The sequence below is a fragment of the uncultured Campylobacter sp. genome (assembly GCF_938030145.1).
Classification (GTDB): Bacteria; Campylobacterota; Campylobacteria; order Campylobacterales; family Campylobacteraceae; genus Campylobacter_B.
Map to the genome: position 1 here is coordinate 34,226 of NZ_CALHGM010000044.1, position 14,659 is coordinate 48,884.

Below are 14,659 nucleotides of genomic sequence, written 5' to 3' on the forward strand. Positions count from 1 at the left end.
TCGTAAAATTCTAAGTAAAATTTATTCTAAGATAATAAAGCGGCAAAATTTACCGAGTATTTCAGCGCGTAAAATTTAAACTTGTTCGGCGAGAATATCTAAATTTACGCAGAGCCTAAGCGTAAATTCCCTCTACAAGCGTTTCTACGAACTCATTCGAGTTAAATTCCGCCAAATCCTCCATCCGCTCGCCCACACCGACGAAAAGTATCGGCAGCCGCAGCTCGCGCGCTATGGCGAAAAGTGCGCCGCCTTTGGGCGTGCCGTCGAGCTTCGTAATGATGATGCCGTCGAGCTTCACGATCTCATTGAACGCCCTGGCTTGCGCGACGCTGTGATTGCCCTGAGTGGCGTCAAGCACGATGATCTTGCGGTGCGGCGCGCCGCTTTTTGCGCGATCACATATTCGCACGATCTTCTCTAACTCCGCGGCTAAATTTTTCTGGTTTTGCAGACGCCCTGCGGTGTCGATTAGGACGCGATCAATGTTTTTGGCACTAGCTGAGCTAACGGTGTCAAACGCCACAGCAGCGGGATCGTGCCCCTGCGCGGTCGCTACGATCGGTAGATTTAGAATTTGCGCCCATTTGCGCAGCTGCTCGACCGCGCCGGCGCGAAAGGTATCGCATGCGCCTAAAATCACGCTTTGGCCGCTATTTTTATATAAATTTGCAAGCTTTGCAGTTGTCGTAGTTTTGCCCGCGCCGTTTACGCCGATGATGAGCTCTACGAACGGCTTCTCATCCACGGCTTTAGCGATCTCGTAATCGAAATAGTTCTTCAAAACGCCCTTGAGATCATCTTTTGCGACTAGCTTTTTTGTGGGCAGCTTTTCTAAAATTTCCTCTACAAGCTCGTAGCCTACGTCGGCTTCAAGCAGTATCTCTTCTAAAATTTCTTTTGAAATTTTATCCTCGCCCTTTGCACCTCGCATCGCGCCTATGGTCTTGCTAAGCCCTTTTTTAAAAAATTCGAACATCAGAAAATTTTCTCCAATTCGGTCATTAAAATTTCTTCCGGTATCAGCCCGAAATACTGCGCGCTAAACTCGCCCTTTTCGTCGTAGATCGCCATATACGGCACTTCGTTTATGCCGCCTAGCGCCTTTGTAAAAAAGTCCGTCCCTTCGCCGTAAGCGATCGCGTAATTTACTTCGTGTGCGCTTGCATAATTTTTTGCATCGTCTAAATTTGCATCACCGATCATCACGCCGATGATATCAAGCTTGCCGGAGTAGGCTTGTTTGGCGGCATTTAGTGCGCTTACCTGCACGGCGCAGGCGTCGCACCACGGCGTAAAAAACGCAAATAGCGTCACGGTGGAGTTGTTATCGATATGAAAGCCTTGCTTTGTCTTTTGCATATTTAAAATTTTGTCGTTACTTAGCTGAAGTGTAAAAGGAGCGGTATAATCGACCTGGATTACGGCTTCGGTTTCGGACTGCGGCTGCGTGGCGTTGGCCTCGGTCGGGGTATCGCTTGATTTTTTATCCTCATCATCGCCGCAACCCGCAAGAAATAAAACAGCCGTAAAAAGTGCTAGAAAAAAACGAAATTTCATAATAAACCTTAAAATTTAATCGCAAGATTATACAAAAACTAGCTAAAATAAGCGTTAAAATTTTATAAAAGGCTTAAGCTATGCAAAAGAATGAATTTAGAGCAATTTGCAAATCGCGTCTAAAATCTCACACCGCGCGAGCGGCTAGATGCGAGCATTACGCACTTTTATGGCGGCTGGAGCGGCTGATAAAATTTTTAAAAGCGCGTAAAATTTTGATATTTTTGCCGATGAGCTACGAGCCGAACGTTTTGATTTTAAGAAAAAAGCTATCAAAAAGCTGCGAATTTTACGTTCCGTTTATGGTGGATATTAGCTTAAAAATGGTAAGATTGCGCCAGCCTTTTAAAATTTCACGCTTTGGATTGCGCCAGACACTTCCGCAAAACGAGTATTTTAAAAAGGTCGATCTAGCCGTGGTTTCAGCTATCGGAGTGGATGGCGCAATGGCTAGAATAGGACATGGGAAAGGATTTTACGATATGTTTTTTTCAGGTCTGAAGCTTAAGCCCGCAATTGCGTTCGTGAGTATAAAAGACTGCTTTTGCAGCGAAATTTTATCGCTTGATCACGACGTAAAGGGCGATTTTTACATAACTCCGAGCCAAAATTACCTAAAAAGAGGAAAGTATGATAGAGATTTTAATCGCCTTGTGCGCTATTGCGGTGGGCGCTGGCATAGGATACTTAGTAGCTAGAAAGATTAATAACGCCAATTACGATTTCTTCGTCGAACAAGCCAAAGCTAAAGCCAAAGCGATAGAATTTGAAGCCGAGGGCATCTTGCGAAATTCTAAAATTTCGGTGCAGGAAGCCGAGTTTGAAGCGAAGAAAAAATACGAAGATAAAGCAAGCAAACTGCAGAAGGAATTTAACGTTAAATTTGACGAGCTCGGCAAAAAGGAGCACGCGCTTCTAACCGAGCAAGAGATTTTAAAAGACAGCAAAAAAGAGCTCGAAAGCGCCAAAAAAGAGGCGAAATTCCTCTACGAAGAGGGCTCAAATTTAAAGAAAAGCTATGAAGAGAAGCTAGCTGAAGCGCTTAAAGTTTTGGAGCGCGTGGCGGGCTTTACGCAGGACGAGGCGCGCGCGCAGGTGCTTAAGAAAGTCGAGGAGCAAAGCCGCACCGACATCGCTCACATCGTGCGAAAATATGAAGAGGAAGCCAAAAAAGAGGCGCGAAAAAAAGCGAATTATATTTTGGCGCAGGCCACGTCGCGCTTCGCGGGCGAGTTTGCGGCAGAGCGACTTATCAACGTTGTAAATATCAAAAACGACGAGCTTAAAGGCCGTATCATCGGCAAGGAGGGGCGTAACATAAAGGCGCTTGAGATGACTCTTGGCGTGGACGTCATCATCGACGATACCCCGAATGCGATCATCGTAAGCTCACATAATCTCTACCGCCGCGCCATCGCCGTTCGCGTTATCGAAACTCTTATCGAGGATGGCAGAATTCAACCTGCGCGCATCGAGGATATCTACAAAAAAGTAAGCGACGAATTTGAAGCTAGTATCGCCGAAGAGGGCGAAAATATCGTAATGGATCTAGGTCTTAGTAAAATTCACCCCGAAATTTTAAAACTCATCGGCAAGCTTAAATTTCGCGCCAGCTACGGACAGAATGCCCTTGCGCATAGCCTTGAGGTTGCGCATCTTGCGGGCATCATCGCTGCAGAAACGGGCGGGGATCAAAAGCTAGCCAAGCGAGCAGGCCTGCTTCACGACATCGGCAAGGCGCTAACTCACGAGTACGAGGGTTCGCACGTAGATCTGGGCGCTGAGGTTTGTCGCCGCTACAAAGAGCATCCGGTAGTTATAAACGCTATCTACGCCCACCACGGCCACGAGGAGGCTACCAGTGTGGAAAGCGCCGCAGTCTGTGCCGCAGACGCGCTAAGTGCTGCGCGCCCAGGCGCTAGACGAGAGGTGCTAGAAAGCTATCTAAAGCGCGTTAGCGATATCGAAGCGATCGCGATGAGCAAAACGGGCGTCAAGCAAGCCTACGCGATCAACGCAGGTCGCGAAATCCGCGTTATCGCAAACGCCAAGCTTATGAACGACGACGAAGCGGTTTTGGTCGCTAAAGAGATCGCCTCTGATATCCAAGACAAGGTTCAATTCCCAGGCGAGATCAAGGTTAACGTCATACGCGAGCTTCGCGCGGTCGAGATAGCCAAATAAGGAGTATGAAATGAAAAAATTTATAATCGCTTTATTTTTGCTTTTTAACGCGGCATTTGCCGATGATGAGCTCATCATCAACAGCGCAAGCGCCTATTCGTCGGTAATGCGCACAAACTCGCAGTACAAATATCTAGCGCAGCAAGCCCGCGCGATAGTGATCTTTCCGAGCGTCAAAAAGCTGGGCTTCATCATAGGCGGAATGTATGGTGAGGGGATCATTATCTATAATAACGACGGCGCGCGCAGCGTAAGCGGCGCTGAGATCAGCAGCGCCAGCGTAGGACTTCAGATCGGCTACGAGGATAATTATCTAGTTATTTTCGTAATGCATGACGACGTTATCCAAAAAATGCGAAATTCCCAAATCACGCTCTCGGGCGATGCGACGGCAGTTGCAGGTAACTACAGCGCCGATTCTGGCTCGTTAGACGTGCTAAATCAAGATATGTACGTCTTTACGAATAAAGGTGGGCTGTTTGCGGGAGTGAGCCTGGGCGGTTCGGTGCTGGAGACCAAAAATGACCGCGCTTTTGATCCAAATACCGAGGGCTATGCGCTTTTGATGCGAGTAATCGGCGCAGATGAGTAAAATTTAGCTAGAAATGCTAAGGCGCATAGCTTAGCGAAAAATTTTGCTTTATGGGCGTTTTATTAGCGGCTTGGAATTTTGCTCGCGTAATTTTATTGCAATTCGCGGGGTAGGAGGCATTTGAGGATATCGCGTAAATCCTGCGTAATTCGCAAGTTACTTTGAATTCTAAAGAAGTCGAAATTTTGTCATTAAATTTAGAATTGCAAAATTTTATCGCTAAATTTTGCGGTAATTTTACTTGATGCCTAGAAATTTTATTTTAAAATTTCGCTTAATATTTTGCGGCGAAATTTTGTATTTTGCGGTAGCTGCGCGGAATTTTAAATTTAATGTCGCAGCAAAATCAAGTGGCGTCGTGGGGCGTTAGAGTGAAGCTTTCGTGCCGAATTTTAAAGCTGCTTTAGTCAAAATTTATAGAATTTTATACGATCTAATGAAAGGATTCGATGGAATCGATGTTTGCAAACCTCCATACTTGGGGGTATTTGATACTGTTTTTGTATTCGCTGGGCGGAGGATTTTTGGCGCTTGCGGCGGCGGGCGTGCTAAGCTCGGCCGGTGAGCTCAATATCGTCTTATGCATCGTAATCGCCTGCATATCGAACTTTATAGGCGATTCGGGGCTGTTTTTAGTAAGCCGCTACAATAAAAAAGAGATCATGCCCTATCTGCGCAAACAGCGCCGCAACCTCGCTCTGGCGCAAATTTTGTTTCGCAAATACGGCGACCGCATAATTTTAATCAAAAAATTCATCTACGGCCTCAAAACCCTCGTACCGATCGCGATCGGCATCACAAAATATTCGTTTTTAAAATTTAGCGTCATCAATGCCGTAAGCTCGCTCATTTGGGCGCTTGTGGTAGGGCTACTGAGCTACTACGCGGGCGATTTCGTGCGCGAGCTCTATGTGCACATTAAGGACGCGCCGTGGATCGCTCCGCTGGCTCTAGGCGCGATAGTAGTGGCGATCGTGCTCTATTTTCGCTTCGCCACGCGCAAAAGAGGCTAGCGGTGGCAAAAAAGCTGATCCCGCTCGCAATTTTTGCAGCACTTCTTTTGGCGCTAAATTTGATCTCCAATTCGCGCGACCCCGCGGCTAAAGATGAGCGGGTTTTTACCTCCAAAACCCTGGATGCTGCGTCGCGTAAAAGCGGCGTGCAAAATTCTGCAAGCGGCACCGATCGTAAAATTTCAAGCTACGAAAATCCAGAAAGCGGCGCCAGCGCAAAAGATGAGAGCGGTGCAAGAAGCGCAGACGGCGGGGCAGGGCGCGGAGCAGATATAGGAGATTTAAAATCTCATCCGCAAGCAAACGAGCGCGCCGCGACAGATTCTAAAGACGAGGCGGATGTCCACAGGCGGCACAGCGCAGATTACGAAGCTTCAAACTCGCAAAATCCCGCCGTAAATTCTAAAAATCAGCCCTCAGACGAGCCCTGCATAAGCAGGGAGTGCGTGAGCGCTCATATCCGCCGTACGGGCGCTTTGCCGCAAAATTTTATCACGAAAAAGCAGGCGGGCGAGCTTGGCTGGCAGGGCGGCGATCTGTGGCGATACGCGCGCGGCAAGAGCATCGGCGGCGATCGCTTCGGCAATTTTGAGCGCAGGCTGCCTGATAAAAGGGGGCGGATTTGGCGCGAATGCGACATCGAGTATCGCGGCGGCCCGCGCGGCGCAAAGCGGCTGATATTTTCAAACGACGGACTGATCTTTTACACCGCCGATCATTACGAAAGCTTCGAGCGCGTGCAATGAGCTTAAATTTTAAAACGCGCAGCGCCGCAAAGATCATCATCGACGGCGCAAAGATTAGGCGCAAAGATCAAATTTTCGCGCTATTTGCCGCAGCGCTAAATTTCGAGCCAGAATACGTCGCAAATTTAGACGCGCTCTACGACGCGCTGGGCGAGCGAGGCGGGCAGGTTTTTGTCGTCATCAAAAGGGGCGGAATTTTAAAGCTAAGACTGGGTAAATTTTATGATATTTTGCTCGAGGTTTTGCGAAGCGGCAAGGCGAAAATTTTAATACTATAAGCTCTCGCGACAGCTTATTATGGCTTCAAAGCCAAATTTTACCGAGCCTAAGACGAGTTTGTTTCGGCGCAGTTTCGAGAGCGCCGTTAAAATTTACTGAATTTTAGAGCTTATTAAAAGAGGCGATTTTAGAAATTTCACTCACAAAGCTCACGCGGTCAAATTTAAACTCAAGCCCATACTGCCAATCTTTGCGGCGCGGGTTTTTAAACTCGTAAAGCTTAACTGTCTCCGTTTCAAATTTAACCATAAGCGCGAGATACCAGCAGTTCCAGATCCCGCACGGACAGCCCAGTAGGACGACGCTTCGCTCGCCGCTAGCCGCAAGCCGTCCGTTAGGCGAGAGTGCATCCAAAAAGAGCTTTTTGAAATCAATCAAGCTCAAATAAGCGTAGTCTCCAGCTATACTGGCCTGCCCGTCCTTTGCGGCAAAGCTTTGCTCGCGCCTCTTAATCAGCTCAAGCAGAGGCTCGCCGTTTATCGCAACGACGACTTCGGTAAGGCTCTCGCCATTGCTCTCGTAATCGTTTAGGTAAAATTTAATGCTATCCATGTGGCAATCTCGCTAAATGATCTATTTTGCGCCGTATTTGCACCGACCTGCTAAAATTTCAGCGCAGTTTAGCGAATTTGAAGTGAAATTCGGTTGAAGATCAAAAAATTCGCTGCTAAAGCGCAGATCAAATGGATATTTTGTAAAATTTAGGGATTTAGGGACTTATTTTTTAACGCACGCAAGCTCAAATTCACAAAAAAGTTCAATTTGCGTAGATGAAAGAAGCGAAAATAAAAGGTTAAATTTCATCACAGATCAAAGAGATCGAAACAAGGGTTAAATTTTGCTATGGATAAAGAAGTCGAAATTAGAAATGAGGGGTTAAATTTAATTCGCTTTTGCGGGCGCTTAAATTTAACCCCGCCGCGGCTACATCATTTCGCCGCTTTTGTGCTCGTGCTCGGTGTAGGTTACCGGAATATCCTTCTTGCCTTTGCCCGGCGTATAGACTCCCTCTCCGCGTTTGAAAAGAAGCTCAATGCCTTCGTCGTTTGTAAGCATTATGCCGCTTGCGGAAGCCGCGCGTTTAAGATTATGCTTCTTACCCTTTTCATCGGTTAACACGCCTGTTGCGAACATATCGTTCGAGCTAAGGCTGATGCGCTTATCTCCGGTCTCTCCGAGTAGAAATACGATCGTGTGCGCTACAGACTCTTGCTTTTGCTGCGGAGCCGTATCGGCCTTAGGTTGGTTGCATCCGCTTAAAATCGCGATTGCCGCTAATGACGAGAATACAATTCGTCTCATTTTTTCTCCTTTAAAAAAAGTTCGCGAATTATATAGCCAAAAAGTAAATCCTAGATTTCGCGACTTTTTATTTAATCAAAGATTAACCCAAATTTAGTAAAATTCCAGCTGAAAACATCCCAAATAAGGAGAACCTTATGGCAGTAAAAATCGCAATTAACGGCTTTGGAAGGATCGGTAGGTGCGCGGCTAGAATTGCGCTAAGCAGGGACGATGTAGAGCTTGTAGCGATCAACGATACCGCTAAGCGCGAGCTTACGAGATACCTGCTTCAATACGACACCGTTCACGGCGAGTTTCGTAAAAAAGTAGAAATTATAAGCGACGAATGCATAGCCGTAGACGGAAAAAAGATCCGCGTCTATTCCACCAGAGAGCCTGCGGAGCTTGATTTTGCGGGCGATGGTGCAGAAGCTGTGCTTGAATGTACTGGTGCGTTTTTAACGAGCGAAAAATGCAAGCCGTTCATAGATAACGGTATCGGCGTAGTCGTAATGAGCGCACCTGCCAAGGATGATACGCCTACTTTCGTAATCGGCGTTAATGAGGGCGCTTATGCAGGACAGCGCGTCATCTCAAACGCTAGCTGCACCACTAACGGCCTAGCTCCGATTGCAAAAATTATAGACGATGAGCTTGGTATCGAAAAGGGTCTGATGACGACGATTCATGCCTATACACATGGACAGAGTCTAGTCGATGTAAAAGCCAAGGACTTTCGCCGTTCACGCGCCGCAGCTCTTAATATCGCTCCGACTACGACGGGTGCGGCAAAAGCGATTAGTAAGGTACTTCCGCAGCTAAGCGGTAAGATGCACGGACAATCTGTGCGCGTGCCGGTGGCTAACGTTTCGATGGTTGATCTAACGGTGCTAACGCACAAGCAGACGAGCGCCGAGGAGCTAAATGAAATTTTCCGTCGCTATGCCGCTAAAGAGATGAAAGGAATTTTGCTCGTAGACGACGATAGTCGCGTCAGCAGCGATTTTTGTACTTCAGAATACTCCAGCATCGTAGCTAGCGACTGCACGCAGGTAATTGACGGCAATCTGATAAAAGTAATGAGCTGGTATGACAACGAGTGGGGATATAGTGAACGCCTCATCGATTTAGCCCTATATGCGGCAAAAAGAAGGAAATAAGATGGGCGAAATTCTTTCGATTAAAGATTTGAAATTTAAAGACGGCGCGCGCGTTTTTATCAGGTGCGATTTTAACGTGCCGATGGATGAGTTTTGCAATATTACGGACGATCGTCGCATCCGTTCGTCTATCCCTACTATTAAATATTGCTTAGACGAGGGTTGCGCAGTAATTTTAGCCAGCCACTTAGGGCGCCCGAAAAACGGATATGAAGAAAGACTTAGCCTAAAGCCTGTGGTAAAGAGGCTATCTAGGCTTTTGGAGCGCGAGATAAAATTTGTCTCCGATGTCGCAGGCGAGGAAGCTGGAGCTGCGGTAAATTCGCTTAAAAAGGGCGAAGTGCTTCTACTAGATAATCTGCGCTTCGAAAAGGGCGAGAGTAAAAACGACGAAGCACTAGCTAAGAGGCTTGCGAGCTACGCGGAATTTTATATCAACGACGCTTTTGGTGTATGCCACCGCGCGCATGCTTCGGTAGAGGCGATTACGAAATTCTACGATGAGGCACACAAAGCGGCGGGATTTTTATTGCTAAAAGAGATAAAATTCGCCAAAGACCTTATTAAAGATCCTGCGCGTCCTTTCGTAGCCGTAACGGGCGGCAGCAAAGTAAGTGGCAAGCTTCAGGCGCTTAAAAATTTACTTCCTAAAGTCGATAAGCTCATCATCGGAGGCGGCATGGCGTTTACCTTTTTAAAAGCCGTCGGATATGATATCGGTAAATCTTTGCTCGAAGAGGATCTAATCGAGGAAGCAAAAAATATTCTCCGCAATGCTCGCGAGCTTGGGGTTAAAATTTATATCCCCGTCGATGCCGTCGCAGCTCCGCAATGCTCGCAAGATGCCGTTACAAAAAAGGTTACAGTCCAAGAAATTCCAAGCGATTGGATGGGACTAGATATCGGGCCTGCGACCGTAGCGCTTTTTAAAGAAGCCCTAGACGATGCGCAAACGATCTGGTGGAACGGACCGATGGGAGTTTTTGAGATCGATAAATTCGCTCGTGGTAGCCTGCATATATCGCACGCGATCGCAGATAGCGACGCCACGACCGTAGTGGGCGGCGGCGATACCGCAGATGTCGTCGAACGCGCTGGCAACGCTGATGATATGACTTTTATTTCTACCGGAGGCGGCGCGAGCTTAGAACTCATCGAGGGCAAGGAACTGCCGGGCGTGCGAGTGCTTACCGCTAAAACGGAGCTGCGATGATATTAGCAGCGAATCTTAAATGTAACCATACCCGTGCTAGCTTTGAGCGGTACGCTAAAGCTTTAGATGAAGGCTTATCGGGCGGAATTTCGCGCGAGGATGAAATTCTAGTTTTTCCTCCTGCTAGCGCATTTTGCACGGGGGTGAAAAATTTTACTCAAGGCGCGCAAAATTTCTATCCTGCCGCGCACGGCAGCTTTACGGGCGAGATCGGCGGCGATATGCTGGCGGAATTTGACATCAAAACCGTTCTTATTGGACATAGTGAGCGGCGCGCTATTTTGGGCGAGAGCGCAGAGCTGATAAGAGAGAAATTCAGTTTTGCCGCAGCGCAGGGCTGGCGCATCGTCTTTTGCGTCGGCGAGGACGAGGCGGCATTTGCGCAAAACCGCAGCGAGGATTTCGTAGCGGCACAGCTTGAGGGTATCGATCTGAAATATCCGAGCTTAGTACTAGCCTACGAGCCCGTCTGGGCGATCGGCACGGGCAGAAGCGCGCAGTGCGAGCAGATCGAAAGAATGCTAAATTTCTTGCGTGCTAAAAGCCCCGTGCCGCTACTTTACGGCGGCAGCGTGAATGCTGAAAATATCGCAAAAATTTGCGCGATAAGAGGCTGCGGCGGGGTGTTAGTGGGGACGGCGAGCTGGGATGCGTCGAAGTTTTTAGAGCTTATACGCGTTGTCTCGTGAGCGCCTTTTAATGAGTTTGAAATTTTAAGTCTGCGACAGGCTACATGCCTAGCCTTGACTTAAAATTTCTACACAACATTAAAATCCATCTCACGATACTGCCACTATCAAATTTGGTGTTTTGTTGAATTTTGTAAATTTATAAATTTCAAATTGCGAAGGATTTTGAGTTGATTTTTGTGGCTTTGCAGTTAAAATTTGTGTAGGTTATACGGATGGTCTGCCAAGCAAAATTTTAACCAAATCGTCAAAAAGCGCTCAAAAGCCAAGCAAAAATAGAAAGGAGAAATAATGATTTTAAAAGGAAAAAAGGGCCTCATCGTCGGCGTTGCTAATGCTAAATCAATAGCTTACGGTATCGCTGAAGCTTGTCACGCGCAGGGCGCGCAGATGGCGTTTACCTACCTAAACGACGCGCTGAAAAAACGCGTAGAGCCGATCGCGGAGGAGTTTGGGAGCAAATTTGTCTACGAGCTAGACGTAAACAACCAAGCTCACCTGGACGGCCTTGCGGATCGCATCAAAGCAGATCTTGGTGAGATAGATTTTGTCGTGCATGCAGTGGCTTACGCACCAAAAGAAGCGCTAGAAGGCGAGTTTGTAAACACGACAAAAGAGGCATTTGATATAGCGATGGGAACTAGTGTGTACTCGCTACTAAGCCTTACTCGTGCGGTCCTACCGGTGCTAAAAGAGGGCGGTTCGGTGCTAACTCTTACGTATCTAGGCGGACCAAAATTTGTGCCACACTACAACGTTATGGGCGTTGCTAAAGCGGCACTTGAAAGCTCAGTTCGCTACCTAGCGCACGACCTTGGCGCTAAAAATATTCGCGTAAATGCGATCAGCGCAGGCCCTATCAAAACGCTTGCTGCAAGCGGAATAGGCGATTTTAGGATGATTTTGCGCTACAACGAAGTAAATAGTCCGCTAAAACGCAACGTCACAACTGAAGATGTCGGCAACAGTGCGATGTATCTGCTTAGCGACCTTGCTAGCGGCGTAACAGGCGAAGTTCACTACGTAGACTGCGGCTATAATATCATGGGCATGGGCGACGTGGCTACCGATGCCGAAGGTAAGACGATCCTCGCGTGGGATGCGGCCAAGACCGAGTAAAACGACAGGTAAAAAGGCTAAATTTGACGCGCGCAGTTTTTTACGACGATAGTCATAGACGGATAGCAGAGGGCGGCATAGAGGGCATCGCCGCCGTTTTGCGAGGTGATGACGAGGCAGAGAAAGCCTCGCTTCTGTTGTGTCTAGATTATTACCTTGATCCATACTACGGCTGCGCGCTGGCGCATGAGAGCGAAATTTTCGCCCTTTTGCAGGAGCTACTTCTGAGCGAGCGCTCACAAGCCATCAGAGACGATATTTTGCAGCTTCTAGGCGATTACTGCGGCGATTTTAGCGTGCTGCGAAGCAGGATTTGCGAGGCGTCAGGCGAGCTTTCGCCAGATATTAAGCGCTTGATCGAAGGATAAATTTAACGGCTGGCGCGCCTTTGTATACGGTAATTGCGTCACGGCGAGCGGTAGCGAAATTTGCCGCACCTCCGCATACGCCCCTTTTTGTTGCGAAAATGCGGCAGCGCAAAATTTAAAAGTTGGAAGCGGCGACGAGAACCTCGGATGAGCGAGGAGCTCTATTAGGCGCGTACCTAAAAACGGCATGAAGATAGAGGATTATTTCAGAGCCGTTTTTGAAAAAAGCGGTAAAACCGCCAGGAAGGAGCTTGATGAAAAAGGATTACATCTGCGTATTTGATTGCGAGACGATCCCAGACGTAGCGGCGTTGGTGCGGGTGCTGGATGAGGAAGCGATCGCGAGCTGCTTCGAGCCTTTCGATAAAAAAAGCTTCGCAAAGCTTATTGACGCGCAGGTCTCGCAAAAGATCGGCGGCGAGAAGCAAAGCGCGTCTTTAAATTTTGCTGTAAATTCGGCGAAGCAGAATTTTAAAATAGAAAATTCCGAGCAAAATTCCGCGCCTCAAAATTTTATGCAACAAGATGCTGCGCTTCAAAGCTTCGCGAGCGAAAATTCCGCATCGAATTCCACAGAGCAAAATTTCGCATCGCAAAATACGGCGTCTAAAAATTCCGCGTCGTTAAATTTAACCTACGACGATATCGCGCCTCAAAGCTCCGCGGCACAGAGCGTCGCGGTAGAAAATTCCGCGCTCCGAAGCCCTGTGCCTCAGAATTTCGCGGCGGAAAGCTCTACGCCTCAAAGCTCCGCATCCCAAAGCTTAAAGAGCGAAAATCTCGCTTCAAATTCTGCGCAAGATCCCGCGTTAAACGCGCTAAATTTTAAAATTTACGGCGAGCAATTGATCTTTAACGCGGATAAAAGCAAAATTTTAAACCACAAATTGCTCTCGCTTAGGGCGATGGAGATTTTCAAAGAAAAAACCGGCAGCGAATTCCTGCCCGTCTGCTTCCATCGCGTCGTTAGCATTAGCGCCGTGATGGCGGACGGATTCGGCAGGTTTTTGCGCGTCTCGACGCTTGAGGGCGAGAACGAGCGCGATAAGATCGCAAAATTCCTAGCCTTCATCGAGGATTTTAATCCGCGGCTAGTGAGCTTCAACGGGCGCGGGTTCGATCTGCCGATGATTATGGCGCGCGCGATGTGCTATGATCTAAGCGCCGCGGCGTATTTTGAGACGAACGATCGCGATAACAACAAGAGCAAATGGGAGAACTACCGCAGCCGTTACGACGGGCGGTTTCATCTGGATCTGCTCGATCACATCAGCGATTTTGGCGCCGTTCGTGGGCTCAAGCTCGATCATATCTGCGCTAGCGTGGGCTTGCCGGGCAAATACGACGTACACGGCGATCAGGTCCTGCAGCTGTATTACGCGGGCGAGCAGACCAAGATCGACGAGTACTGCAGATCCGACGTGCTCAACACCTACTGGCTATTTTTGAAATACGAGCTTTTGCGCGGCAAGATCACCAAGGATGATTATCTAAATTACATCGCGGTGATGGGCGAATTTTTGCAAAAAGAGTGCGCGCAAATGAGCTATACGCCCGTTTTTTGCGACTTTATAGAAAAGGAGCTAGCGGCATATGCGAAGTAAAATTTTTAAAATTTTAAAAGGCGCGGTTTTTTGCGCGCTGTTTTTGGCCTGCGGCGCGGTCGCGGACGAGGCTAAATTTAAACCGATGCTGCTTAAAGAGTACGTCCCCGGCATGAATATCACGGGCTGGGTGATCAGCGAGAAGCTAGACGGCGTGCGCGCGATCTGGGACGGCAAAAATCTGCGCTCCAGACGCGGCAAGATCATAAACGCCCCCGAGGGCTGGAGCGCGGGCTTTCCGACGTTTTTCGTGGACGGCGAGCTATACACGGCGCGCGGGGAGTTTGAGCAGCTCGTATCGATAGTATCTTCTAGCGTGCCCGATGAGCGCTGGAGCAGGGTGAAATTTTACGCCTTCGATCTACCGAAGGAGCAAAAAAATTTAAGCGCGAAGATGGAAATTTTAAGAAATTTTATCGCCTCAAGCGGCACGCAAAATTTACTGATCGTGCAGCAAACTCCGGTAAGCACGCACGCCGACGTGCAGGCGTATTTTGATCGCGTCATCGCCTCTGGCGGCGAGGGCGTCGTGCTGCGCGATCCAAACGCGCTTTATGAGAGCGGGCGCAGCGATAAAATTTTAAAATACAAAAAGACGCACGATAGCGATTGCAAGGTCGTAAAAATCAACCCGGGCTACGGCAAAAACGAGGGCAAGATGGGTTCGCTTAGCTGCGTGGATCTACGTAGCGGAGCGAAATTTAAAGTAGGTACGGGCTTTAGCGACGAGATGCGGGCAAATCCGCCTAAGGTGGGCACGATCATCACCTATCAATACCAAAATTTAACCCGCGAGAAAAAGCCGCGCTTCCCCGTATTTTTGCGCGTGCGACCGGCGATTTAATCTA

The 14,659-nt window shown here is 48.2% G+C and carries 17 protein-coding genes; 13 read left to right on the forward strand and 4 right to left on the reverse strand.

Annotated features, from left to right (window positions below; translation table 11 throughout):
* Window positions 1-115: 115 nt before the first annotated feature.
* Window positions 116-979, reverse strand: coding sequence for a signal recognition particle-docking protein FtsY (ftsY, locus tag Q0323_RS09935; protein WP_298054054.1), 864 nt, complete (start codon window positions 977-979; stop codon window positions 116-118).
* Window positions 979-1,560: a TlpA disulfide reductase family protein gene (locus Q0323_RS09940; RefSeq protein ID WP_298054056.1), complete on the reverse strand. Its 582-nt coding sequence runs from the start codon at window positions 1,558-1,560 to the stop codon at window positions 979-981. Before Q0323_RS09940 ends, ftsY begins: the two co-directional genes overlap by 1 nt.
* Window positions 1,561-1,640: 80 nt before the next feature.
* Between Q0323_RS09940 and Q0323_RS09945 the strand changes: the two genes are divergently transcribed.
* The 6 genes from Q0323_RS09945 to Q0323_RS09970 all read left to right on the forward strand — a co-directional run bounded on the left by Q0323_RS09945 (window position 1,641) and on the right by Q0323_RS09970 (window position 6,373).
* Window positions 1,641-2,258 carry a 5-formyltetrahydrofolate cyclo-ligase gene (locus tag Q0323_RS09945; protein WP_298054058.1) on the forward strand — a complete coding sequence of 206 codons (618 nt, stop codon included), beginning with the start codon at window positions 1,641-1,643 and terminating at the stop codon, window positions 2,256-2,258.
* A complete protein-coding gene (rny, locus tag Q0323_RS09950) occupies window positions 2,191-3,744 on the forward strand; it encodes a ribonuclease Y (protein ID WP_298054060.1) in 1,554 nt (517 codons plus the stop codon). Before Q0323_RS09945 ends, rny begins: the two co-directional genes overlap by 68 nt.
* A 10-nt stretch (window positions 3,745-3,754) precedes the next feature.
* Window positions 3,755-4,336 carry a lipid-binding SYLF domain-containing protein gene (locus Q0323_RS09955; RefSeq protein WP_298054064.1) on the forward strand — a complete coding sequence of 194 codons (582 nt, stop codon included), beginning with the start codon at window positions 3,755-3,757 and terminating at the stop codon, window positions 4,334-4,336.
* A 449-nt stretch (window positions 4,337-4,785) separates the two neighbouring features.
* The gene (locus tag Q0323_RS09960; protein ID WP_297942671.1) at window positions 4,786-5,349 is read left to right on the forward strand and encodes a DedA family protein; all 564 of its coding nucleotides are present in this window, start codon (window positions 4,786-4,788) and stop codon (window positions 5,347-5,349) included.
* A 2-nt stretch (window positions 5,350-5,351) separates the two neighbouring features.
* Complete coding sequence (locus Q0323_RS09965; RefSeq protein ID WP_298054065.1) at window positions 5,352-6,095, forward strand: ribonuclease domain-containing protein; 744 nt, start codon at window positions 5,352-5,354, stop codon at window positions 6,093-6,095.
* The gene (locus Q0323_RS09970) at window positions 6,092-6,373 is read left to right on the forward strand and encodes a barstar family protein (RefSeq protein WP_298054067.1); all 282 of its coding nucleotides are present in this window, start codon (window positions 6,092-6,094) and stop codon (window positions 6,371-6,373) included. The genes Q0323_RS09965 and Q0323_RS09970 overlap by 4 nt, the downstream gene beginning before the upstream one ends.
* A 103-nt stretch (window positions 6,374-6,476) precedes the next feature.
* On the opposite strand, the gene Q0323_RS09975 is transcribed toward Q0323_RS09970, so the two are convergent.
* Together Q0323_RS09975 and Q0323_RS09980 are read right to left on the reverse strand one after the other, a co-directional pair.
* Window positions 6,477-6,926, reverse strand: a complete 450-nt coding sequence (locus Q0323_RS09975; RefSeq protein ID WP_298054071.1) for a hypothetical protein — start codon at window positions 6,924-6,926, stop codon at window positions 6,477-6,479.
* Between the two features lie 372 nt (window positions 6,927-7,298).
* Entirely contained in the window at window positions 7,299-7,676 is a 378-nt protein-coding gene (locus Q0323_RS09980) for a hypothetical protein (protein WP_297905289.1), read from the reverse strand.
* A 137-nt stretch (window positions 7,677-7,813) separates the two neighbouring features.
* Here Q0323_RS09980 and gap point away from each other — a divergent pair, with 137 nt between their 5' ends.
* The 7 genes from gap to Q0323_RS10015 all read left to right on the forward strand — a co-directional run bounded on the left by gap (window position 7,814) and on the right by Q0323_RS10015 (window position 14,655).
* Window positions 7,814-8,818 (forward strand): type I glyceraldehyde-3-phosphate dehydrogenase, encoded by a 1,005-nt coding sequence (gene gap, locus Q0323_RS09985; protein WP_298054073.1) that lies wholly within the window; start codon window positions 7,814-7,816, stop codon window positions 8,816-8,818.
* 1 nt (window position 8,819) lies between these two features.
* The gene (locus Q0323_RS09990) at window positions 8,820-10,031 is read left to right on the forward strand and encodes a phosphoglycerate kinase (RefSeq protein ID WP_177386771.1); all 1,212 of its coding nucleotides are present in this window, start codon (window positions 8,820-8,822) and stop codon (window positions 10,029-10,031) included.
* Window positions 10,028-10,720: a triose-phosphate isomerase gene (locus Q0323_RS09995; protein ID WP_298054077.1), complete on the forward strand. Its 693-nt coding sequence runs from the start codon at window positions 10,028-10,030 to the stop codon at window positions 10,718-10,720. Before Q0323_RS09990 ends, Q0323_RS09995 begins: the two co-directional genes overlap by 4 nt.
* A 291-nt stretch (window positions 10,721-11,011) precedes the next feature.
* Window positions 11,012-11,839: an enoyl-ACP reductase FabI gene (gene fabI, locus Q0323_RS10000; protein ID WP_298054079.1), complete on the forward strand. Its 828-nt coding sequence runs from the start codon at window positions 11,012-11,014 to the stop codon at window positions 11,837-11,839.
* 23 nt (window positions 11,840-11,862) lie between these two features.
* Entirely contained in the window at window positions 11,863-12,207 is a 345-nt protein-coding gene (locus tag Q0323_RS10005; protein WP_298054081.1) for a hypothetical protein, read from the forward strand.
* Between the two features lie 254 nt (window positions 12,208-12,461).
* Window positions 12,462-13,811, forward strand: a complete 1,350-nt coding sequence (locus tag Q0323_RS10010; RefSeq protein WP_298054083.1) for a 3'-5' exonuclease — start codon at window positions 12,462-12,464, stop codon at window positions 13,809-13,811.
* On the forward strand, window positions 13,801-14,655 hold the full coding sequence (locus Q0323_RS10015) for a DNA ligase (RefSeq protein WP_298054084.1): 855 nt from the start codon (window positions 13,801-13,803) through the stop codon (window positions 14,653-14,655). The genes Q0323_RS10010 and Q0323_RS10015 overlap by 11 nt, the downstream gene beginning before the upstream one ends.
* Window positions 14,656-14,659 lie beyond the last annotated feature (4 nt).

Bases quoted from the DNA above. Each gene is read 5' to 3' on its own strand.
- ftsY (WP_298054054.1), bottom strand. From the start codon at position 979: ATGTTCGAATTTTTTAAAAAAGGGCTTAGCAAGACCATAGGCGCGATG.
- Q0323_RS09945 (WP_298054058.1), top strand. From the start codon at position 1,641: ATGCAAAAGAATGAATTTAGAGCAATTTGCAAATCGCGTCTAAAATCT.
- Q0323_RS09955 (WP_298054064.1), top strand. From the start codon at position 3,755: ATGAAAAAATTTATAATCGCTTTATTTTTGCTTTTTAACGCGGCATTT.
- Q0323_RS09960 (WP_297942671.1), top strand. From the start codon at position 4,786: ATGGAATCGATGTTTGCAAACCTCCATACTTGGGGGTATTTGATACTG.
- Q0323_RS09975 (WP_298054071.1), bottom strand. From the start codon at position 6,926: ATGGATAGCATTAAATTTTACCTAAACGATTACGAGAGCAATGGCGAG.
- gap (WP_298054073.1), top strand. From the start codon at position 7,814: ATGGCAGTAAAAATCGCAATTAACGGCTTTGGAAGGATCGGTAGGTGC.
- Q0323_RS10010 (WP_298054083.1), top strand. From the start codon at position 12,462: ATGAAAAAGGATTACATCTGCGTATTTGATTGCGAGACGATCCCAGAC.
- rny (WP_298054060.1), top strand. From the start codon at position 2,191: ATGATAGAGATTTTAATCGCCTTGTGCGCTATTGCGGTGGGCGCTGGC.
- Q0323_RS09980 (WP_297905289.1), bottom strand. From the start codon at position 7,676: ATGAGACGAATTGTATTCTCGTCATTAGCGGCAATCGCGATTTTAAGC.
- Q0323_RS09990 (WP_177386771.1), top strand. From the start codon at position 8,820: ATGGGCGAAATTCTTTCGATTAAAGATTTGAAATTTAAAGACGGCGCG.
- Q0323_RS10015 (WP_298054084.1), top strand. From the start codon at position 13,801: ATGCGAAGTAAAATTTTTAAAATTTTAAAAGGCGCGGTTTTTTGCGCG.
- Q0323_RS09940 (WP_298054056.1), bottom strand. From the start codon at position 1,560: ATGAAATTTCGTTTTTTTCTAGCACTTTTTACGGCTGTTTTATTTCTT.
- fabI (WP_298054079.1), top strand. From the start codon at position 11,012: ATGATTTTAAAAGGAAAAAAGGGCCTCATCGTCGGCGTTGCTAATGCT.
- Q0323_RS09995 (WP_298054077.1), top strand. From the start codon at position 10,028: ATGATATTAGCAGCGAATCTTAAATGTAACCATACCCGTGCTAGCTTT.
- Q0323_RS09970 (WP_298054067.1), top strand. From the start codon at position 6,092: ATGAGCTTAAATTTTAAAACGCGCAGCGCCGCAAAGATCATCATCGAC.